This window comes from Arthrobacter sp. 210 2 (genome assembly GCF_059093025.1).
Genome location: NZ_JBNHIE010000001.1, coordinates 278,291 through 298,229 on the forward strand (window position 1 = coordinate 278,291; position 19,939 = coordinate 298,229).

16 protein-coding genes are annotated in these 19,939 nt (G+C 66.0%); 14 read left to right on the forward strand and 2 right to left on the reverse strand.

The window, feature by feature from the left end; all coding sequences use genetic code 11:
• Nucleotides 1-109 precede the first annotated feature (109 nt).
• Genes AC5RWA_RS01285 through AC5RWA_RS01305 form a run of 5 tightly spaced genes read left to right on the forward strand, consistent with a single transcriptional unit; the run spans nt 110 to nt 5,272 of the window.
• Complete coding sequence (locus AC5RWA_RS01285; RefSeq protein ID WP_079597527.1) at nt 110-1,399, forward strand: ABC transporter substrate-binding protein; 1,290 nt, start codon at nt 110-112, stop codon at nt 1,397-1,399.
• A 47-nt stretch (nt 1,400-1,446) separates the two neighbouring features.
• Complete coding sequence (locus AC5RWA_RS01290; protein ID WP_494056236.1) at nt 1,447-2,400, forward strand: carbohydrate ABC transporter permease; 954 nt, start codon at nt 1,447-1,449, stop codon at nt 2,398-2,400.
• Nucleotides 2,397-3,314 carry a carbohydrate ABC transporter permease gene (locus AC5RWA_RS01295; RefSeq protein ID WP_079597525.1) on the forward strand — a complete coding sequence of 306 codons (918 nt, stop codon included), beginning with the start codon at nt 2,397-2,399 and terminating at the stop codon, nt 3,312-3,314. The genes AC5RWA_RS01290 and AC5RWA_RS01295 overlap by 4 nt, the downstream gene beginning before the upstream one ends.
• A 23-nt stretch (nt 3,315-3,337) precedes the next feature.
• Entirely contained in the window at nt 3,338-3,964 is a 627-nt protein-coding gene (locus AC5RWA_RS01300) for a Poxvirus protein I5 (RefSeq protein WP_494056237.1), read from the forward strand.
• 42 nt (nt 3,965-4,006) lie between these two features.
• Entirely contained in the window at nt 4,007-5,272 is a 1,266-nt protein-coding gene (locus AC5RWA_RS01305) for an MFS transporter (RefSeq protein ID WP_494056238.1), read from the forward strand.
• Nucleotides 5,273-5,659: 387 nt separating this feature from the next.
• Here the strand turns inward: AC5RWA_RS01305 and AC5RWA_RS01310 are convergent, their stop codons facing one another.
• Nucleotides 5,660-6,910 (reverse strand): Gfo/Idh/MocA family protein, encoded by a 1,251-nt coding sequence (locus AC5RWA_RS01310; RefSeq protein WP_494056239.1) that lies wholly within the window; start codon nt 6,908-6,910, stop codon nt 5,660-5,662.
• Nucleotides 6,911-7,160: 250 nt separating this feature from the next.
• Here AC5RWA_RS01310 and AC5RWA_RS01315 point away from each other — a divergent pair, with 250 nt between their 5' ends.
• On the forward strand, nt 7,161-8,108 hold the full coding sequence (locus AC5RWA_RS01315; RefSeq protein ID WP_494056240.1) for an alpha/beta fold hydrolase: 948 nt from the start codon (nt 7,161-7,163) through the stop codon (nt 8,106-8,108).
• 486 nt (nt 8,109-8,594) lie between these two features.
• Nucleotides 8,595-9,581: an aldo/keto reductase gene (locus AC5RWA_RS01320; RefSeq protein ID WP_494056241.1), complete on the forward strand. Its 987-nt coding sequence runs from the start codon at nt 8,595-8,597 to the stop codon at nt 9,579-9,581.
• A 15-nt stretch (nt 9,582-9,596) separates the two neighbouring features.
• On the opposite strand, the gene AC5RWA_RS01325 is transcribed toward AC5RWA_RS01320, so the two are convergent.
• Nucleotides 9,597-10,628 (reverse strand): LacI family DNA-binding transcriptional regulator, encoded by a 1,032-nt coding sequence (locus AC5RWA_RS01325; RefSeq protein WP_494056242.1) that lies wholly within the window; start codon nt 10,626-10,628, stop codon nt 9,597-9,599.
• A 148-nt stretch (nt 10,629-10,776) separates the two neighbouring features.
• Here AC5RWA_RS01325 and AC5RWA_RS01330 point away from each other — a divergent pair, with 148 nt between their 5' ends.
• The 7 genes from AC5RWA_RS01330 to AC5RWA_RS01360 all read left to right on the forward strand — a co-directional run bounded on the left by AC5RWA_RS01330 (nt 10,777) and on the right by AC5RWA_RS01360 (nt 19,852).
• Nucleotides 10,777-11,124 (forward strand): L-rhamnose mutarotase, encoded by a 348-nt coding sequence (locus AC5RWA_RS01330; protein WP_079597518.1) that lies wholly within the window; start codon nt 10,777-10,779, stop codon nt 11,122-11,124.
• Nucleotides 11,125-11,204: 80 nt separating this feature from the next.
• Nucleotides 11,205-12,371, forward strand: coding sequence for an L-rhamnose isomerase (rhaI, locus tag AC5RWA_RS01335; RefSeq protein ID WP_079597517.1), 1,167 nt, complete (start codon nt 11,205-11,207; stop codon nt 12,369-12,371).
• Between the two features lie 5 nt (nt 12,372-12,376).
• The gene (locus tag AC5RWA_RS01340) at nt 12,377-14,413 is read left to right on the forward strand and encodes a bifunctional aldolase/short-chain dehydrogenase (protein ID WP_494056243.1); all 2,037 of its coding nucleotides are present in this window, start codon (nt 12,377-12,379) and stop codon (nt 14,411-14,413) included.
• Nucleotides 14,410-15,885 carry a rhamnulokinase gene (locus AC5RWA_RS01345; RefSeq protein WP_494056244.1) on the forward strand — a complete coding sequence of 492 codons (1,476 nt, stop codon included), beginning with the start codon at nt 14,410-14,412 and terminating at the stop codon, nt 15,883-15,885. The genes AC5RWA_RS01340 and AC5RWA_RS01345 overlap by 4 nt, the downstream gene beginning before the upstream one ends.
• A 175-nt stretch (nt 15,886-16,060) precedes the next feature.
• Entirely contained in the window at nt 16,061-17,080 is a 1,020-nt protein-coding gene (locus tag AC5RWA_RS01350) for an acetylxylan esterase (RefSeq protein WP_494056245.1), read from the forward strand.
• Between the two features lie 55 nt (nt 17,081-17,135).
• Nucleotides 17,136-18,461 carry a glycoside-pentoside-hexuronide (GPH):cation symporter gene (locus AC5RWA_RS01355; RefSeq protein WP_494056246.1) on the forward strand — a complete coding sequence of 442 codons (1,326 nt, stop codon included), beginning with the start codon at nt 17,136-17,138 and terminating at the stop codon, nt 18,459-18,461.
• 266 nt (nt 18,462-18,727) lie between these two features.
• Nucleotides 18,728-19,852 (forward strand): 3-deoxy-7-phosphoheptulonate synthase, encoded by a 1,125-nt coding sequence (locus AC5RWA_RS01360; protein ID WP_494056247.1) that lies wholly within the window; start codon nt 18,728-18,730, stop codon nt 19,850-19,852.
• Nucleotides 19,853-19,939 lie beyond the last annotated feature (87 nt).

Here is a 19,939-nt window from a genome sequence, read left to right on the forward strand (position 1 = left end):
CAAATCGGGGAATGCGGATATTGTATCGTTTCAGAAGCCGTGTAAGCCAGCTCACTACTCACGTTGTAGATGAGATCAGGGATTGCACACATCGAGCAAGGAGGCTCCCGTGATCAATAGAAGGCATTTCCTCACTACCGTTGCCGTCGGTACCGCATCTGCCGCCGCACTGGCCGCTTGTGGCACCGGATCCAGCACCGCAGGACAGACCGGTTCCGCGGAGAACCCCGTCACCATCAACTACACCTGGTGGGGCAACGACGACCGCGCCGAGCGCACCCGCAAGGCCATTGCCCTGTTCGAGTCCAAGAACCCGGATATCAAGGTCAACGGCAACTTCACCGACTTCGCGGGCTACTGGCAGAAGCGTGCCACCGAAGCCGCCGGCGGCGGCCTGCCGGACGTCATGCAGTGGGACCTGTCCTACCTGCGCGACTACGGCCAGCGCAACCAGCTCCTGGACCTCAGCACCGTCAACATCAACACGGACGCCTTCGAAAAGTCCCTCCTGCCGTCGGGCCAGATCAAGGGCAAGACCTACGGCATTCCCACCAGCACCAACGCGTTCGCCGTCTACTACGACCCCGCCAAACTGGCCGGACTCGGCATCGCGGAGCCCACCGGCAAGTGGACCTACAAGGAGTTCAACGAGTTCCTCACGGAGGTGGGCACCAAGAGCTCCGGCGCCCTGTTCGGCTCCACCGACTACACCGGTGTCTGGTGGATGTTCAACATCTGGCTCCGCCAGAACAACATCGAAGCCTTCACCGAGGACGGCAAGCTCGGCTTCACCAAGGACGACCTGAAGAAGTGGTGGAACCTCCCCGCCGGCCTTCGCGGCACCCCGGCCATCGTTTCCGAAGAGCGCGTCACGCAGCTGGCACCCAAGTCTCCGTTCGGTTCCAACGTCACCGCCACCGAGGTCACCTGGGACAACTTCATGGCCGGCTACCTGGCGGACAGCGGCGCCAAGGAGCTCAAGCTGGTTCCGGTACCCTCCGACGACCCGGACAACCTGGGCCTGTTCCTCAAGCCGTCCATGCTGATGGTGGCCAGTGCCAAGACCAAGTTCAAGGACGCTGCAGCCCGGTTCATCGACTTCATGGTCAACGACCCCGAGGTAGGCCAGATCTTCAAGACCTCCCGCGGCGTTCCGGCGTCCAAGACCCAGCGCGACGGCACCACCTTCGAAGGTACCGACAAGCTCGTGGTGGACTACGAAAAGTCCATCGAGCAGTACCTCAAGGACGCCCCCGAGCCGCCCATCGTCGGCTTCGGCACGCTGGAAACTTCCTTCAAGCGCGTCGCCTCGGACCTGAACTTCGGCAAGCTCACCGTCGACGGTGCTGCGGATGCATGGTTCAAGGAAGCCGAAGACCTCATCAAGCAGAATGCCTGATCAGGCACATTGTCTGATTCAGGCTTCACAACTGACGGAATGAACTCGTGACTCAAAGCCCAACTCTGAGCAGGCGTTCGACGCAGTCCACCGCCCCGCTGCCGCGCAAGTCGCGGCAGCAGGGGGTGGATGCCCGCGCCGGCTACACCTTCCTGCTGCCCTGGCTGCTGGGATTCATCGCCCTCACCGTTGGGCCGATGATCTCCTCGCTGTACCTGTCCTTCACCAACTACAACCTGTTCGATCCGCCCAAGTGGATCGGCCTGGACAACTACACCTCCCTCTTCCAGGACGAACGGTTCCTGCAGTCCGTGGGCGTCACCGTCAGCTACGTTGTGTTCGGTACCCCGCTCAAGCTCGCCGCCGCACTGGCAGTGGCCATGCTGCTGAACAGCAAGCGCCGCGGCCAGGGCTTCTACCGCTCCGCCTTCTACGCCCCGTCCCTGATCGGCGCGTCCGTGTCCATCGCCATCGTCTGGAAAGCCATGTTCGGCGATTCCGGCCCCGTGGACCAGGGCCTCTCCTTCTTCGGCATCAATCTGGGCGGCTGGGTAGGCAACCCCGGCATGACCATGCCGATGTTCATCCTCCTGACGGTGTGGCAGTTCGGCGCCCCGATGGTGATCTTCCTGGCCGGCCTGAAGCAGATCCCGGCGGATCTTTACGAGGCTGCGTCCATGGACGGTGCCGGCCCGGTGCGGAAGTTCTTCAACATCACCTGGCCCATGCTCTCCCCGGTGATCTTCTTCAACCTGCTGATGGAAACCATCCACGCGTTCCAGATCTTCAACTCGGCGTACATCATTTCCAACGGTGAAGGCGGCCCGGCCGGCTCAACCCTCTTCTACACCCTCTACCTGTACCTGCGCGGCTTCAGCGACTTCCGGATGGGCTACGCCTCGGCAATGGCCTGGCTGCTCCTGATCGTTGTGGGCATCCTGACCCTGATCATCTTCCGCACGTCCAAGTCCTGGGTCCACTACAGCGGTGATGCAAAATGACAACCATGGCAACCCCCACGCAGTCCTCCCCGGACGCACAGGTGCTGAACTACAACCCCAAGTCCGAGTCGGCAGGGGCCAAGCGTGCCAAGAGCACTATCTTCCACGTCGTGGCCCTCGCGCTGACGGCAGTGGTCCTGTATCCGGGCCTGTGGATGATCGCCTCGGCGTTCAAACCGAACGCGGAGATCGGCGGCGCCAACACGTCGCTGTGGTCCAACAACTTCAGCTTCGACAACTTCGTCACGGCGATGGAGGGCATCGGCGGCGTGTCCACGCTGCAGTTCTTCACCAACTCGCTGGTCCTGGCGCTGGGTGCTGTGGTGGGAACCATCCTCTCGGCCAGCGTCTCGGCGTACGCCTTCGCACGGATCAAGTTCCCGGGCCGAAGCATCTTCTTCGGCATGATGATCGCAACGCTGCTCCTGCCGTTCCACGTGGTGATCATCCCGCAGTACATCGTGTTCCAGCAGCTTGGCCTGGTGGACACCTACGTACCGCTGCTGATCGGCAAGTTCCTCGCCGCCGACGCGTTCTTCGTCTTCCTGATGGTCCAGTTCATGCGCAACCTTCCCGGTGAGCTGGACGAGGCCGCCAGGATCGACGGCGCCGGCCACGTCCGGATCTTCACGTCCATCATGCTGCCGCTCATGAAGCCGGCCCTGATCTCCACCTCGATCTTCTCCTTCATCTGGAGCTGGAACGACTTCCTGGGCCCGCTGCTGTACCTGAACACCCCGGAAAAGTACCCGCTGCCGCTGGCGCTGCGGCTCTTCGTGGACCAGACGCAGAGCTCGGACTACGGCGCCATGATCGCGATGTCCGTCCTGGCCCTGCTGCCGGTGCTGATCTTCTTCCTGGTATTCCAGCGGTACATTGTTGAAGGCGTTTCCACCCAGGGCCTCAAGGGCTGACGGCCCGGAAGGCCAGACAGAAAATGAGCATCATGGACCGCACCACTCCCGCCCCCAACCATCCCGAGCCCGTCCCGGTGAACCGTTTCGCACTGTTCTCCGAAACCCTCCTGGCAGGGGTCCTGGTGCTGGTGCTGTCCATCCCCCTCGTGACGATCCCCGCCGCCTACGCGGCGGGGATCGCCCATCTGGAACGGCACCTTACTGGCCGCGACGATTCAGTCCGCGGCCTGTGGGGCACGTTCAAGGCTGCCCTGCCGGGCAGCTGGAAGCTGGGAATCACGACGGCGGCAGCCGCCGTCGTGATTGTCCTCAACCTTCTGCTCGCTTGGGTGGGGCAGCTTCCCGGCCGGGAAGTGGTGCTGCCGGCCACCCTGATCCTTGCCGCCGCAGGCGCCGTCCTGCTGCTGCGCACCACGGCTGCCTGGTCCGACTTCAGCGGCCCCCACACTGACGGCCGCAGTGCCTGGCGATCCGCACTGGAAACCGGGCAAACCCTGTCCCTGAAGGACTGGACAGGGTCCCTCCTCCTCGCCGCGGCGCTCTTCGGCGCCGTCGTGTTCGTCTGGATGCTCGCGGCACTCTTCGTGGTGGTCCCCGGCACCCTGATCCTCGCCGCGGCAGCGGTCAAACTGCGCTCCACCCGCTAAAACCTCCTCCTGGTTTCCGCCCGCTATTGAGTTGAGTCCGACGTGTCTTCCGACCGCCAGCGTTCCGAACAGTCCCTCCGTTCTTCGAAGAGCCAGACCCCCTGGTACCAGCCGCTGAAGCAGCGCAACTACAGGCTCTTCCTTGCCCTCGTATTCACCGGCAGCGTGGGTGTGTGGATGCAGCGCCTGGCCCAGGACTGGCTGGTGCTGCAGCTGACCGGAAGCCCGGCCGCCGTGGGCGTGGCCGTCGCACTGCAGTTCCTGCCGATGCTGGTTGTGGGGCCCCTCAGCGGCCTGCTGGTGGACATGTTTCCGAAACGGCGCATCATGCTGGTCTGCCAGGCAGTGATTGCCTTCCTGGCCCTCGGCCTGGCGGCCTGGGCCGCGAGCGGGACCATCACGGTCTGGGCGGTTTATGCCAGCTGCGTGGCGCTCGGCGTCACCTCGGCCATCAACCAGCCCGCCAGCCAGGTGTTCGTCAATGAAGTAGTGGGCGACGCCGCCCTCCGGCCCGCCATCGGCATCAACAATGCCATCGGGCAGTTGGGCGCCATGGCGGGACCCGCGCTGGGTGGGGCAGTCATCGCCCAGGCCGGGTCAGCCGCAGCGTTCGCAGCCAACTCGCTGTTGTGCCTGCTGGTGCTTTGCCTGATCGCCGCCATCCGCCCGGCCGAGCTGCATCCGAGCATCCCTGCGGAACGCGGGCGGGGCCAGCTCCTTGCCGGGTTCCGCTACGTCCGTGAGCGCCCTTCCCTGCTGCTGATTATTGCCTTGGCCGGGCTTTTGGGGATGTTCGGCATGAACGGGCCGGTGGTCCTGGCGGCCTTTGCCGAACGCGTGTGGCACAACGGTGTTGAAGGGTTCGGCCTGTTCAATACCGTCAGCGCCATCGGTGCCCTGGCCGGCGCCCTGCTGGCGGCCCGCCTCCGGAGCCTGGGCCGGAAGGGCATCGTGGCGGCGGCAGGCCTCTTCGGACTGTCCCAGCTGGTAGCCGCACTGATGCCCAACCTCATCCTCTTCATTGTCATGCTGGTGGTGGTGGGCCTCATGACGCTCCTGTTCCTGACCAGTGCCGCCACCGCCGTCCAGCTTGAAGCCGGCCCTGCCATCCGCGGGCGGGTCATGGCGCTGTACCTGCCCCTGCTGCTGGGCGGACACGCCTTGGGCGGACTCCTGGCCGGGTGGCTGACGGAACAGTTCGGAGTGCGCACCGGCCTGGTGGTCACCGGCGGCCTGGGTATGCTCTCCGCCGCCGTCATCGGGCTGCTTCTCTGGTGGCATGGCAGGCGGTCCCGCCCCCTGCTCTGACTCGCGAGATGGCAGTTCGCAGCAGTGTCCGCCGGCAACACTGCCCCGAAGTGCCATCTCGCGGCTCGACTGTCTAGGCCAAGGCCGCCTTGGGCGTGAAAGTCCAGGTCCGGGGATGAATCCGGAACTCGCGCGTCGCTGCGTTGCCGGCCGGGCCGCCGTCGGCATCCACTCTGCCCCCCGCGGCAGCAGCCCCGCCTTCCGCAGGGAACGTACGACGGCGGCATCCGCCGTCGGGCCCTTGACTTCGTACGTACCGAATGGCAGCCGGATAACCGCGGCGACCCCAGCGGGGACCGTGCACTCGAGGTGCACAATGCCGGGCGCGGGCTTCCTGTCGGGCGTCGGAACCATCAGGAAATCGGAACCATCAGGAGATTCGAACCATTAGGAGACCGGGACCTCGAACGCGGTGGGGGCCGAGACGGCCCAGGGCACCCCGAGCTCGCTGAAGGTGGCGTGCTGCCGGCCTGCCCGTTCCAGGGCCTCCTCGATGTCAACCACGACGGCGTGGGCTGCTTCGCCGTCGCCCTCCCACCTCACGTAGGCGTCATCAATGGCTGCGGGCAGCGGTGCGGTGCGGATGGCCTCGAGGACGAGCATAAAAGCGCCGCTGTCCACGAGGGAGCTGATCAGCGGGGCGCCGCTGTTCCGGTGTGCCAGGAGGTTCTCCGTCAGGTCGTCCCGGCCGAATGTCTCCTCGGCCCGGCCGGACGGCGTCTCGATGGTGAGACGGTCCTCGGTGTAGTGGAACACCGCCGTCCCGGCCGATCCCTGAAGGGTGACGTAGGGTTCCACGGACTCGGCGGCGCAGATTGTGAGTGCGCACGTGATGGGCAGGCCGGCCGCAGTGCGGATGCGGATGACGGAGGTATCGTCCGATTCGATGTCGTTGGCGCGGTACAGTTCGGCCTCCACGGAGGCGACGTCGGCCAGGGTGCGCGCACCGGCAATCCTTAACGCCGTCGCCACTGCGTGGGCCAGGGGGTTGGTGGCGACGCCGTCCACCACGTCAACGCCGTTGATGCTGCGTTTTCCGGCCCACCGTGAGCGCTTGTAATAGGCCTTGTCGCGCACCCAGCGGCCCGTGGCCGAGATGCCCTGCAGGGTGCCGATGGTGCCGGCTTCCAGCAGGTCCTCGATGGCCTGAAGGGCATGCGAGCCGAGGCTTTGGAAGCCGATCTGGACGCCTCTGCCGGCGAGGGCCGCGGCATCACGCAGCCTGTTGAAGTCGGCCAGGGATGCCACGGGAGGCTTTTCCAGGTACAGGTCGGCGTCCGTGGCCAAGGCGGCCAGCGCCAGCGGGGCATGCGTCTGGATGGGGGTGGCCACGATGATTATGTCGAGGGCGGGTGTTTCCGCGAGCATCTCAGTGAGTCCCGGAAAGACGGCAGCCTGCGCCGGAACCGATCCGGGTGCCGGCGGCTGCGGATCCGCAACGGCAACGAGTTCGACGGCGCCCGTTGCCTGAAGACGCTCCAGGTTCCGTAGGTGGTGGGTGCCGAAGCCGTGCACACCTACCAGGGCAACGCGGGCAGTCCCGCCGTTGGCCCTGGCGGAAGCGGCGGCCGGTCCTCCTGCCGGCGCCGGAGTTTCTGCCGGTGCATCCGGCACGTCGGTGCCAGCTGGCGTTCCCATGGTTCTCCATTCTGCCCGGTGGGGGCACCAAAAGTCTGGCGCATGCGAGGTCCAGCAAGCGCTTTCCATCCATCAGTGTGCGCCACGCAGTGGTCCCCCGTCCAGCTAATGTAACGATTCAAAATCTCGCAGAGCTTGCCCGGAGGAATTTCTGGACGGCATCCGGAGCAGTTGGGATTTCCTGCCGCAGATGGCTTCGCGCCGGAACCTGGTGGTGGAGAAGACTTAGCCGCTTCACTACGGTGGAGGGGTGACGGGCGGGCATTCGAAGACAGAAAGCGGCTGGGTGGACGTGCCCAATGCCAGAATTTATTGGGAAGCTACCGGCGCACCCACGGGCATCCCCGTCCTTTACCTTCACGGCGGCCCCGGGGGTTCCCTTGGCCAAGGGGGCTACCGTAAACGCCACGACCACAACCGGTTCCGGATTATTGGCCTGGACCAGCGCGGTTGTGGCAAAAGCACGCCACTCGTCCAGGACGATCTCGGCCGCCTTCCGGAGAACACCACCCACGCCCTGATCGAAGACATCGAGGCCGTGAGGGAGCACCTGGGTGTGAGCCAATGGATCGTCACCGGCGCTTCCTGGGGCAGCACGCTTGCCCTCGCTTATGCCCTGAAACATCCCTCCCGGGTCCTCGGCATCGCTTTGGTTGCGGTGACAGCAAGCAGCCGGGAAGAGGTTGAATGGATCACGGAAGGAGTGGGACGCATCTTTCCTGAGGCATGGGCTGAATTTTCAGGCGCTGCCCGGGCTGCCCCGGGCGAACGCGTGGTGGAGGCTTACGCCCGCCGGCTTGCCGGCCAGGACCGCGAAGATGCCCGGCTTGCTGCACTGGCTTGGGAGCGTTGGGAATCCACGCACATCTCGCTTGATCCGAACTGGCAGCCAGGACCGCTGTTTGACGACGAACGGGAGCGCATGACCTTCGCGCTCCTCGTGACGCACTACTGGGCCAACGACGGATTCCTGGCCGGCGACCAGGAAATCATCCCTCGGATTCACGAGCTCAACGGCATCCCCGGTTACCTTATCCACGGCAGGCGGGACATCAGCGGCCCAGCCATCACGCCGTGGCGTTTGCACCAAAGCTGGAAGTCGAGCCGGCTCGTCGTTATCGAGGACGAAGGGCACGGCGGTCCTGCCTCCATGGCGGCATTGTCCACAGCAGTGGACCACATTGCTGCAATGATCTGAGCCTCAGCACGGTACTGCCGCTGTTATGACAATTCCGTGCTCAGCCGATCGGATGGCCCTCCCTGCACGTGCTTTCGCCCGGCAGGATGTCATGGCCTTGGAGGCACGTCACTGAAGGCGGGACAGGGGTGTCATGGGCGATGAAGAAGAGGCTGCTCTTGCCGTGGCTGATTCCGGCGTCTTCCCGCTGAAGCCAGGAATGGTGGTGTCCATCCGGCTTTTTCCCCCCAGAGCCGGTGCTTGGGGTGTGATGGAACGGATTCTTGACCACGGCGACCGCAACCTTCCCGGAATACGGCGCCCCCGGACGGGGTAGGCCGACGCAACAATTTTAGGCCTGAAGCACCACCCGTAGCCATGCCGAAAAGTTAGTCTCCACGATTCACCGCCGCAGGATCAGCTGAGGCCCGGGCATTCGTTGACAGCACCAATGCCCGCTCTTTAGGCTCCTGCCATCGTGAGCCGAAGAGTGCGGGAAGAAGGACCATGAACCAGGGCAAATGGCAGTTGCGGGACCAGCTTGGCCGTCTTGGCTTTGGGGGTACCGGGGTGGGGAACCTGTACCGCGCTATTTCCGATGAGCAGGCTGCCGCGACCTTGGAGGCCGCCTGGGATGCCAGCATCCGCTACTTCGATACAGCTCCCCACTATGGGCTGGGCCTGTCCGAGCGGCGGATGGGTCAGGTTTTGGCGGGCAAGCCAAGGGAAGAATTCGTTGTCTCAACAAAGGTGGGCAGGGTCCTCGTGCCGTCGCCCGCAACAAAGGACACCAGGGATCCGGAGGGCTTTGACGTCCCCGCCGAGTTCCGGCGTGAATGGGATCCTTCGGAAGCCGGGGCAAGGCGCAGCATCGAGCAGTCGTTGGAGCGGCTGGGCCTCGAGTACATCGATATCGCCTATCTGCACGATCCTGATGTGTACAGCATGGAAGATGCGGTGAGGACGGCGCTGCCGGCCCTGGAGAAGCTCCGGGCCGAAGGCCTGGTGCGGGCCATCGGCGTCGGGACCAATACTGCGGGCGCCGCCATGGAGTGCGTGGAAGCGGCGGACCTGGATTTCCTGATGCTGGCCGGCAGGTTCACCATGCTGGAGCAGCCGGGATCCGATGGCCGCCCGGGCGCAGGGCTGCTGGACCGATGCCTGGAGCTGGGAACCGGAGTGGTGAGCGTGGGCGTCTACAACTCTGGCATCCTGGCCAAGCCCGACCTGCCTTCGGATGCCCACTACAACTACTCCCAAGCCAGCGAGGAGATCCTGGAACGCGCCCGGCTGCTGGCACGCGTCTGCAGCGAACACGGCGTTGAGCTTCCCACCGCAGCCATCCAGTTTCCCTTCCGCCACCCCGCCGTCGTCAACGTCACGGTAGGCGCCAGCAGGCCGGAGCAAATCAGTAACAGCGCGGAGCGCATGTCCGCAGAGGTTCCCCGCGAGCTGTGGCAGGACCTTCAGGAGCGGGGACTGATTCCGGCCTGACCGGCCTGGGGAAGCTCAGCTATCCGTTGACGCCCCGGCGGCAGCGGTGCTCTGGCGGACCACGAGCTCGGGCGTGAACACCACTGAACGGTGCGTCGGATTCTGCGACTCAACTTCTTCCGTGAGCAGCTCGATGGCCGTCCGTCCGAGCGCCTCGGTGGGCTGCCGGATGGAGGACAGCGGAACCACCGCCGAGACGGCAAAGTCGATGTCGTCGTAGCCGATCAGCGCAACGTCCTCCGGGATGCGGAAGGTGTGCGTCATGGTGAGGGACTGCATGACGCCCAGGGCCAGCAGGTCGTTGGCGCAGAAAATTCCATCGGGCAAAGCCTCCCGGCCGCGTTCCACCAGCATGTTTCCCACGCTGCGGCCGGCCAGGACGCTCTGCCCGTCGGAGTTCAGGACCTCCAGCGTGGCGTCCGGTTCCTCCTTCACGGCGCGCTGCGCCCCCTGCAGGCGGTCTGCCACCTGCCGGATGGAGGTAGGCCCGCCCACAAAAGCCAGCCGACGGCGGCCGGTGTCCAGCAGGTGCCGGGCAGCGAGGTACCCGCCGGCGTCGTCGTCCACCGCCACGGAACTGAACTTGGACTCATCGGCCAGCCGGTCCACCAGGACCGTGGGCACGCCGCGCTCCCGCAGCAGGTCGAGCCGCTCGGTGACATCGCCCACGGGGGAAATCAGCAGGCCCTGGACCCGCTGCTCCTGGAAGAGGTCGATGTAGTTGGCTTCGCGCGCGGCGTCGTGGCCGCTGTCGCCCAGCAGGACGGCGCTGCCGTTCAGTGCCGCGGCATCCTCCGCGGCACGCACCACCGACGTGAAGAAGGGGTTGCCCACGTCCAGGACAATCAGCCCCACGGTGCGGCTGTGGCCGGCGCGCAGCTGGCGGGCAGCATCGTTGCGGACAAACCCCAGTTCATCAATGGCCTTCAGCACCCGCTCCTTGGTGCGCTGCGATACCCGGTCCGGGTAGTTCAGCACATTCGAGACGGTGCCTACGGCCACGCTGGCATGGGTGGCGACGTCCTTGATGCTGGCTGAGCGGTTCATGATTCTCCGTGCTGGTGGCCTGCGTGCCGTGCTCCCGGCAGCTCGCGAAACTGCGCGCCGGAATGCTTGACACCTACTCACGTTCAAGAGTACTTTGAATCGTAACAATGAAACGATTCAAAGATTCGCGAGTTCAGGAGAGTTCCAGATGAGGGTGTGCTTCCGCTCCTCCGTCCAGCCGGCGCTGCTGGAGGAATACAAGCGCCGCCACGCTGCCGTCTGGCCGGAGATGCTCCGCGCCCTCAAGGACGCCGGCTGGAACAACTACTCCCTGTTCCTGGGGGAGGACGGACTCCTGGTGGGCTACCTGGAGTGCGACGACTTCGAAGCGGCCAGGGCACGCATGGCCCTCACGGACGTGAACGCCCGGTGGCAGGCGGAAATGGCAACACTTTTCGAAGACTCCGGCCAGGCGCCCGACGAAGGGTTCCAGGTCATGGAAGAAGTCTTCAACCTCGACAGCCAGCTCGCGGCCGCAGGAACCTCTTCCTCCTGAAGCACACGGGCTGACCCAAACAGGCTCCAGCAGCGGGGCAACCAACAACAGACCCATCACAGACACCGGAAAGAACCATCATGAATGACGTAGCAACGGCGCTGGGCAGGCTCGAGGAGCTTGCCATCGAGGTCCCCTCGTGGGCCTATGGAAATTCAGGCACGCGGTTCAAGGTGTTCGGTACCCCCGGCACTCCGCGCACCGTGCAGGAGAAGCTGGCGGACGCCGCCAAGGTCCACGAACTGACCGGCCTGGCCCCCACCGTGGCCCTGCACATTCCGTGGGACAAGGTGGATGACTACGCCGCACTGAAGGAGTACGCGGCAGGCCTGGGCGTTGGCCTGGGGACCATCAACTCCAACACGTTCCAGGACGATGAGTACAAGTTCGGCTCCCTGACCTCGTCCAACGAGACAGTGCGCCGCCGCGCCATCGATCACCACCTGGACTGCATCGAGATCATGCATGCCACCGGTTCAAAGGACCTGAAGATCTGGCTGGCTGACGGCACCAACTACCCGGGCCAGGACGACATGCGCGGCCGCCAGGACCGCCTGGCCGAGTCACTGCAGGAAATTTACGCGGCCCTGGGCGACGAGCAGCGCCTGGTGCTGGAGTACAAGTTCTTCGAGCCGGCTTTCTACCACACCGATGTTCCGGACTGGGGCACGTCCTACGCCCAGACCCTGGCCCTGGGTGAGAAGGCGTTTGTCTGCCTGGACACCGGCCACCACGCGCCGGGCACCAACATCGAGTTCATCGTGATGCAGCTGCTGCGCCTGGGCAAGCTGGGCTCCTTTGACTTCAACTCCCGCTTCTACGCCGACGACGACCTCATCGTGGGTGCCGCGGATCCGTTCCAGCTCTTCCGCATCATGTACGAGGTCATCCGGGGCGGTGGCTACGGCAAGGACTCCGGTGTGGCCCTCATGCTGGACCAGTGCCACAACCTGGAAGAAAAGATCCCGGGCCAGATCCGCTCGGTGCTGAACGTCCAGGAAATGACTGCCCGCGCCCTGCTGGTGGACACGGCCGCACTTAACGAAGCACAGCGTGCAGGGGATGTCCTGGCAGCGAACGCAGTTTTCAACGACGCGTTCTACACCGACGTCCGCCCGGTCCTGGCCGAGTGGCGTGAATCCCGCGGCTTGCCCGCGGACCCGCTGGCCGCCTTCAAGGCCAGCGGCTACCAGAAGAAGATCAACGAGGACCGCGTGGGCGGCCAGCAAGCCGGATGGGGCGCATAACCAGCATGAGCAACAAGACTGTTGAAGACCTGATCTCCCGTTCCAACCGCCTGGGCGCGGACAAGCGGAACACCAACTTTGCCGGCGGCAACACCTCCGCGAAGGGCACCGAAAAGGACCCGGTCACGGGCGAGGATGTCCAGCTGCTGTGGGTCAAGGGCTCCGGCGGGGACCTCGGCACCCTGAAGGCCGAAAACCTTGCCGTCCTTCGGCTGGACCGCCTGAACGCGCTGAAGAACGTCTACCCGGGCGTCGAGCGTGAAGACGAGATGGTGGCAGCCTTCGAGTACTGCCTGCACGGCAAGGGCGGCGCCGCTCCCTCGATCGATACCGCCATGCACGGGCTGGTGGACGCCGCGCACGTGGACCACCTGCACCCGGACTCCGGCATCGCCATCGCCACCGCGATGGACGGCGAGGCGCTGACCACCAAGATCTTCGGCAACAAGGTTGTCTGGGTGCCCTGGCGCCGCCCCGGGTTCCAGCTGGGCCTGGACATCGCCGCGATCAAGGAAGCCAACCCGCAGGCCATCGGCACCATCCTGGGCGGGCACGGCATCACCGCCTGGGGCGCCACCAGCGAAGAGGCCGAGCGGAACTCCCTGTGGATCATCGAACAGGCCGAGAAGTACATCCGGGACAACGGCAAGGCAGAACCCTTCGGGCCCAAGCTGCCCGGCTACGCAGCCCTGCCGGAGGCAGAGCGGCGCGCCAAGGCGGCAGCGCTGGCACCCGTGATCCGCGGCCTGGCCTCCACGGACAAGCCGCAGCTGGGGCACTTCAGCGATGACGCCGTCGTCCTGGACTTCCTCGAAGCCGCCGAGCACCCGCGCCTGGGCGCCCTGGGCACCTCCTGCCCGGACCACTTCCTGCGCACCAAGGTCAAGCCCCTGATCCTGGACCTGCCCGCCGACGCCTCGATCGAGGACTCCATCGCCCGGCTGCACGAGCTCCACGCGGACTACCGCGAGGATTACCAGGCCTACTACGACCGCCACGCAGACCAGGACAGCCCGGCCCTGCGCGGCGCTGACCCGGCCATTGTGCTGGTGCCCGGGGTGGGCATGTTCTCCTTTGGCGCCAACAAGCAGACCGCCCGCGTTGCCGGCGAGTTCTACATCAACGCCATCAACGTGATGCGCGGCGCGGAGGCCATCTCCACCTACGCCCCGATCGAGGAATCCGAGAAGTTCCGGATCGAGTACTGGGCGCTGGAGGAAGCCAAACTTGCCCGGATGCCCAAGCCCAAGTCCCACGCCACCCGCATCGCGCTGGTCACCGGCGCCGCCTCCGGCATCGGCAAGGCCATCGCCACCCGCCTCGCCGCGGAAGGCGCGTGCGTGGTCATCGCCGACCTGAACCTCGAGAACGCCGAAAAGGTGGCCGAAGAGCTCGGCGGCCCGGACGTCGCCATCGGTGTCCAGGCCGACGTCACGGACGAAGCCCAGGTGGCCGCCGCCATCGACGCCGCCGTCCTGGCATTCGGCGGCGTGGACCTGGTGGTCAACAACGCCGGCCTGTCCATCTCCAAGCCGCTGCTGGAAACCACCGAGAAGGACTGGGACCTGCAGCACAACGTCATGGCCAAGGGCTCGTTCCTGGTGGCCAAGGCCGCCGCCAAGGTGATGATCGCGCAGGGCCTGGGCGGGGACATCATCTACATCTCCTCGAAGAACTCCGTGTTCGCCGGCCCCAACAACATTGCCTACTCGGCCACCAAGGCAGACCAGGCCCACCAGGTGCGCCTGCTCGCGGCCGAACTGGGCGAGTACGGCATCCGCGTCAACGGCATCAACCCCGACGGCGTGGTCCGCGGCTCCGGCATCTTCGCCGGCGGCTGGGGCGCCAAGCGCGCCGCAGTGTACGGCGTGGACGAGGAGAAACTGGGCGAGTACTACGCCCAGCGCACCCTGCTCAAGCGCGAAGTCCTGCCCGAGCACGTGGCCAACGCCGCCGCCGTGCTCACCAGCAACGAACTGTCCCACACCACCGGCCTGCACATCCCCGTGGACGCCGGAGTGGCCGCAGCCTTCCTGCGATGAGCGGGCAGGTTCAGGGTGTCGACGGCGGCAAGGTGTTCGCCGCCGTCGACATCGGCGCCTCCTCCGGCCGGGTCATCCTCGGCCGGGTGGCTGCCGGTGTCGCCGCGACGGAAGCGGCTGTGCAGCTCGAGGTGGTCCACCGCTTTCCCAACGGTGTTGCGGAGATCGACGGCGGCCTCCGCTGGAACTTCGACGCGCTCTTCGCGGAGGTGCTTGAGGGGCTCCGGGCCGCTGCAACCGTCGCCGCAGCCCAGGGCGAGCAGGTAGCCAGCATCGGCATCGACACCTGGGCCGTGGACTACGGCCTGGTTGACGCCGGCGGAAAGCTGACGGCCCAGCCGTTCAGTTACCGGGATGACCGCAGCCGGGCCGCCGTCGAGCCCGTGCACCGGAAACTGGACCCGGCACGGCTCTACGGCACCACCGGACTGCAGTTCCTGCAGTTCAACACCATCTACCAGCTCGCCACCGAGCAGGACCTGGACGGCCTCCAGGCCCTCCTCATCCCGGACCTGATCGCGTTCCTCCTGACCGGGCAGCGCCGGACCGAGGCCACCAACGCCTCCACCACCGGGCTGTTCGACGCCGTCGCGGGGGAGTGGGCCACCGAGTTCCTCACCGCCCTGGGCCTGCGGAAGGACCTGTTCCCGCCGCTGATCCAGCCCGGCGAATCCTTCGGGACCCTCCTGCCGGAGATCGCGTCCCGGGTGGGGCTCCCGCAGGATACGGCGGTAGTGGCCGTCGGCTCGCACGACACCGCCTCCGCCGTCGCCGCCGTCCCGGCGCAGGAAGAGGACTTCGCGTACATCTCCTCAGGCACCTGGTCCCTGGTGGGGCTGGAGCTGAAGCACCCTGTCCTCACCGAGTCCAGCCGGGAAGCGAACTTCACCAACGAACGCGGCGTGGACGGCACCATCCGCTACCTGCGCAACATGGGCGGACTGTGGCTCCTGTCCGAGTGCCAGCGCACCTGGGCCGCCGAAGGATTCCAGCCGGAGCTTCCGGCTTTGCTGGAAGCGGCCGCCGCGCTGCCCCCGGGCGGACCCCAGATCAACCCCGACGATCCCTACTTCATTGCGCCGGACAACATGCCGGACCGGATCCGGGCAGCCGTCCGCCGCACGGGCGAGGTGCTGCCGAACGATCCGGCAGCCATCACCCGCTGCATCATGGACAGCCTCGCCACCGGCTACGCACGCACCATCCGTGACGCCGAACGCCTGGCCGACCGCTCCGTGGACGTGGTGCATGTGGTGGGCGGCGGCTCCCAGAACCGGCTGCTTTGCCAGCTCACCGCGGACGTGACCGGCAAGAAGGTGATTGCAGGACCGGTGGAAGCCACTGCCCTGGGCAACGTCCTGGTGCAGGCCCGGGCGGCCGGTGCGGTGTCCGGCGGACTGACCGAGCTGCGGAGCCTGGTGGTGCGGTCACATCAGCTGCAGGCGTTCACGCCGGAGCTGTCGCGCCTGTAGGTCCTGCGCAGCAAAGATCCGCAACGTGCGGACGCATGACGCCACGTTCCTGAACGTGGCGTCATGCGTCCATGCAGGGACTGTGCGGCGGCCCCTAAGATCTTCGAGAAGCGTCTCGCCGGCCTGTAAGCAGGGCCGTAGACCATGCCAACTACCTGACAGGACCGGTTAGCCCATGCCACTCTTCGACCTTCCCCTGGCCCAGCTGCGCAGCTACACCTCGGACGTGACGGCGCCCGCCGACTTCACTGCCTTCTGGGACGCCACCATTGCCGAAGCGCGGGCCTTTCCGTTGAATGCGTCCTTTGAACCGGCAGAGAACTACCTCTCCGTCATCGACACCTTCGACGTGACGTTCTCCGGCTACGGCGGCGCCCCCGTCAAGGGCTGGCTGCACCTCCCCGCGCACCGGGAAGCCGGGGCCAGGCTGCCCGTGGTGGTCCACTATGTCGGATACTCGGGCGGCCGCGGCCTGGTCAACCAGGACACCCGGTGGGCCCAGGCCGGGTACGCGCACTTCATCATGGACACCCGCGGCCAGGGCTACGGCGGAACCCTGGGTGAGACGCCCGACCCGCACCCCTCCGCCGGCGGCGTGGCCCACGCAGGCCTGATGACCAGGGGCATCGCAAGCCGGGAAGACTACTACTACCGCCGGGTGTACGTGGACGCGTTCCGCGCGGTGGAGGCCGCGCAGGCGCACCCCGGCGTCGATCCTGAGAAGGTGGTGCTGGCCGGTGTCAGCCAGGGCGGCGGCATCGTGGTTGCTACTGCAGGGCTGGCGGCAGGACGGCTCGACGGCGTCATCGCCGCGCTGCCGGATGTTCCGTTCCTGCAGGACTTCCCCCGCGCCATCGACATCACCCCGCGCGGCCCCTACCCGGAGATCGCCCAGTTCCTGGCGCGCCACCGGGACCGCTACGAGCCCGTGCTTGAGGTCCTTCGCTACTTCGACGGCGTCAACCTGGCGCGCCTGGCGACGGCACCGGCGTTGTATTCGGCAGCCCAGATGGACGATATCTGCCCGCCGTCCACCGTTTTTGCCAGCTTCAACGCCTACGGCTCCGGGGCGGCGGGTTCCGCTCCCAGCGGCGCCGCGAAGGACATCGAGGTGTACCGGTTCAACAACCACGAAGGCGGCCAGGAGCACCACTGGATCCGGCAGCTGCTGTTTCTCCGCAAAATATTGGGGTAAATTCCTTCTGTGGACTCGAGAAAACGGTTTCCGAGTCCAGGCAAACAAGGAACCAATGAAGAAACTCAGTAGGCTCAGCGTTGTTGGCTACGGCGCCGGCGACGCAGCCAACAGCATGATCATCAGTACAGCGAACATGTTCCTGCTCGTCTACTACACGGATGTGGCCGGCATCGCGGCGGCGGCGGCAGGAACGCTGCTGGTGGTGGCGCGGGTGTTCAATGCGTTTACCGACATTGCCGCCGGCCGCATTGTGGACCGGGTGCAGAGCAAGCGGTGGGGCAAGTTCCGCCCCTTCCTGATGTTCGGCTTCGTTCCGCTCCTGCTGGGCGCTGCGGTGTTCCACGTTCCGGACGTGGACGCGTCTTCGAAGCTGCTGTACGCCTACTGCACCTATGGGCTGGTCTGCCTGGCCTACAGCCTGGTCAATGTACCTTACGGCTGCCTGGTGGGGGCCATGACCCAGGACCCCCGGGAGCGTGCCCGGCTGGGCGGCGCCCGGACCATCGGCGGCCTGTCAGTGGGGGCAACCCTGGGTTTCTTCATCGCCCCCCTGCTGGGCGCCGGCGGGGACATGCAGCAGATCTTCACCGTGATGACACTGGTTTTTGCCGCCGTGGGGTCCGCCCTCTATCTGTTCACGGCTGTTGCCTGCCGGGAACAGATCGGCGGCCGCGTCCCCAAAATCACCCTGCGCCAAAGCACGGACGCGCTGAAGGCCAACTCGCCGCTCGTGGTCCTCTGCATCAGCTCCGTCCTCTTCGTCACCGGCACGTCAGCCACGGGCGCCGCACAGTTCTTCTACCTGCGGGATGTCCTCTCCCGGGTGGACCTGTTTCCCGTCATGGCCGCCGCGCAGGTGGCAATCACCCTGACACTTGCCGTCGTTATGCCGCGCCTCGTGGCACGCTGGGGCAAACGGGCTGCCTACACGGCCGGCGGCTGCGCCGGGGCGGCAGGCGGACTGATTGTTTTCCTCGCTCCGGCGGGGCTGCCCTGGCTTGCGGTAACGGGCCTTGTGCTGGCAATGCTTTCGTCTGCTTCGGTCAGCATCCTCACCTGGGCGCTCATCGCGGACACCGTTGAATACGGCGAGTGGAAAACCGGTGTCCGGGTACAGGGCATCAACTACGCCCTCCTGGCCGCCACCCGGAAGCTGGGGATGGGGTTCGGCGGCGGGGTGGTGGCTTTCTCGCTGGCCTGGGGCGGATACTCGTCCGCGGCGCCGGAGCAGGCCGAAACCGCCGTCCTAGCCATCCGCGCCGCTGCCGGGCTGCTGCCTGCAGCCCTGGTGCTGGCCGCCGCCGGAATCATGTACTGGTACCGCCTGACGGATAAGAGGCACGCCGAGCTGGTGGCCGGCCTGCAGTCGAGCCGGTAGCGGGCGGCCCGTGGGCGGCCGGCGGCGTCAGAAAAAAGTCATGTGACGAACGCGGTTTGCGCGGGGTGACAAACCGCGGCTATGGTCTGAGGCATGACTAACCGTTGGTATGCGTATTTTTCGTTGGCTCTGGAGGGGCCCGCGTCTAACTGACACGCATCCAACTTTCCTTCAGAGCCAACAGGGCAGAGATCATTCTCTGCCCTTCGCCGTTTCTCCGGCGGGTTCTGAACTGGGCCCGCTTCCCATCTGGAACAGGACCCACCATGAGCACCGCAACAGCATCAGCAACCAGCACCGCCGCCGCAAAAACGACCTCGAACCTGCGCGTCAGCGAATTCACCGCGCTTCCCACGCCCTCTGAACTCATCGCCCAACTGCCGCTGGACGCCCGGGTGACGGACGTCGTCGAACGCGGACGCGATGAAGTCCGCGCCATCATGGACGGGGTGGACGACCGCCTGCTGGTCATCGTGGGGCCGTGCTCCATCCACGACCCCAAGGCCGGGCTGGAATACGCCCGCAGGCTGGTCAGCCAGGCCGAAAAGCACAAGGAAGACCTGCTCATCGTGATGCGGACCTACTTCGAAAAGCCCCGCACCACGGTCGGCTGGAAGGGCCTGATCAACGACCCCCGCCTGGACGGTAGCCACGACATGGTCACCGGCCTCCGGACCGCCCGGCACTTCCTGCAGCAGGTCACGGCCCTGGGACTGCCCACCGCCACCGAATTCCTGGAGCCGATCAGTCCGCAGTACATGGCGGACCTGATCTCCTGGGGCGCCATCGGGGCCCGCACCACGGAAAGCCAGATCCACCGGCAGCTCGCCTCGGGCGTGTCCATGCCCATCGGATTCAAGAACGGGACCGACGGCGACCTGCAGGTTGCCATCGATGCCTGCGGTGCCGCCGGGGCAGCCCAGGCCTTCTTCGGCATCGACGGCGACGGCAGGGCGGCGCTGGTGGCCACCGCCGGGAACCCAGACACGCACGTGATCCTCCGCGGCGGACGCAAGGGGCCCAACTACTCCGCGGCCGACGTCGAGGCTGCTTCGGCCAAGCTGGCCGGCAAGCACCTCAACCCGCGGGTGATCGTGGACGCCAGCCACGCCAACAGCGGCAAGAGCCACCACCGGCAGGCTGAGGTGGCACTGGAAATCGGCGCCCAGCTCGAGGATGGCGGCACGTCCGCGCAGGCGATTGCCGGCGTCATGCTGGAAAGCTTCCTGGTGGGCGGCGCCCAGAACCTGGACGTCGCCGAGAACGCAGCCGGCCGCGCGGAACTCGTCTACGGCCAAAGCGTCACGGACGCATGCATGGAATGGGACGTCTCGGTCTCCGTGCTGGACCAGCTGGCGGCGTCCGCACGCAAGCGCCGCGCAGTGAAGTAGGGGAGCCAAATAGGGGAGCGGACTACTTTCACATCTGCCACAGGAACATCTAGAGTATCTAGGTAGGTGGTTGGTGGATGGCTCAGC

Bases quoted from the DNA above. Each gene is read 5' to 3' on its own strand.
- AC5RWA_RS01355 (WP_494056246.1), top strand. From the start codon at position 17,136: ATGAAGAAACTCAGTAGGCTCAGCGTTGTTGGCTACGGCGCCGGCGAC.
- AC5RWA_RS01350 (WP_494056245.1), top strand. From the start codon at position 16,061: ATGCCACTCTTCGACCTTCCCCTGGCCCAGCTGCGCAGCTACACCTCG.
- AC5RWA_RS01310 (WP_494056239.1), bottom strand. From the start codon at position 6,910: ATGGGAACGCCAGCTGGCACCGACGTGCCGGATGCACCGGCAGAAACT.
- AC5RWA_RS01360 (WP_494056247.1), top strand. From the start codon at position 18,728: ATGAGCACCGCAACAGCATCAGCAACCAGCACCGCCGCCGCAAAAACG.
- AC5RWA_RS01345 (WP_494056244.1), top strand. From the start codon at position 14,410: ATGAGCGGGCAGGTTCAGGGTGTCGACGGCGGCAAGGTGTTCGCCGCC.
- AC5RWA_RS01300 (WP_494056237.1), top strand. From the start codon at position 3,338: ATGAGCATCATGGACCGCACCACTCCCGCCCCCAACCATCCCGAGCCC.
- AC5RWA_RS01295 (WP_079597525.1), top strand. From the start codon at position 2,397: ATGACAACCATGGCAACCCCCACGCAGTCCTCCCCGGACGCACAGGTG.
- AC5RWA_RS01325 (WP_494056242.1), bottom strand. From the start codon at position 10,628: ATGAACCGCTCAGCCAGCATCAAGGACGTCGCCACCCATGCCAGCGTG.
- AC5RWA_RS01330 (WP_079597518.1), top strand. From the start codon at position 10,777: ATGAGGGTGTGCTTCCGCTCCTCCGTCCAGCCGGCGCTGCTGGAGGAA.
- AC5RWA_RS01340 (WP_494056243.1), top strand. From the start codon at position 12,377: ATGAGCAACAAGACTGTTGAAGACCTGATCTCCCGTTCCAACCGCCTG.
- rhaI (WP_079597517.1), top strand. From the start codon at position 11,205: ATGAATGACGTAGCAACGGCGCTGGGCAGGCTCGAGGAGCTTGCCATC.
- AC5RWA_RS01320 (WP_494056241.1), top strand. From the start codon at position 8,595: ATGAACCAGGGCAAATGGCAGTTGCGGGACCAGCTTGGCCGTCTTGGC.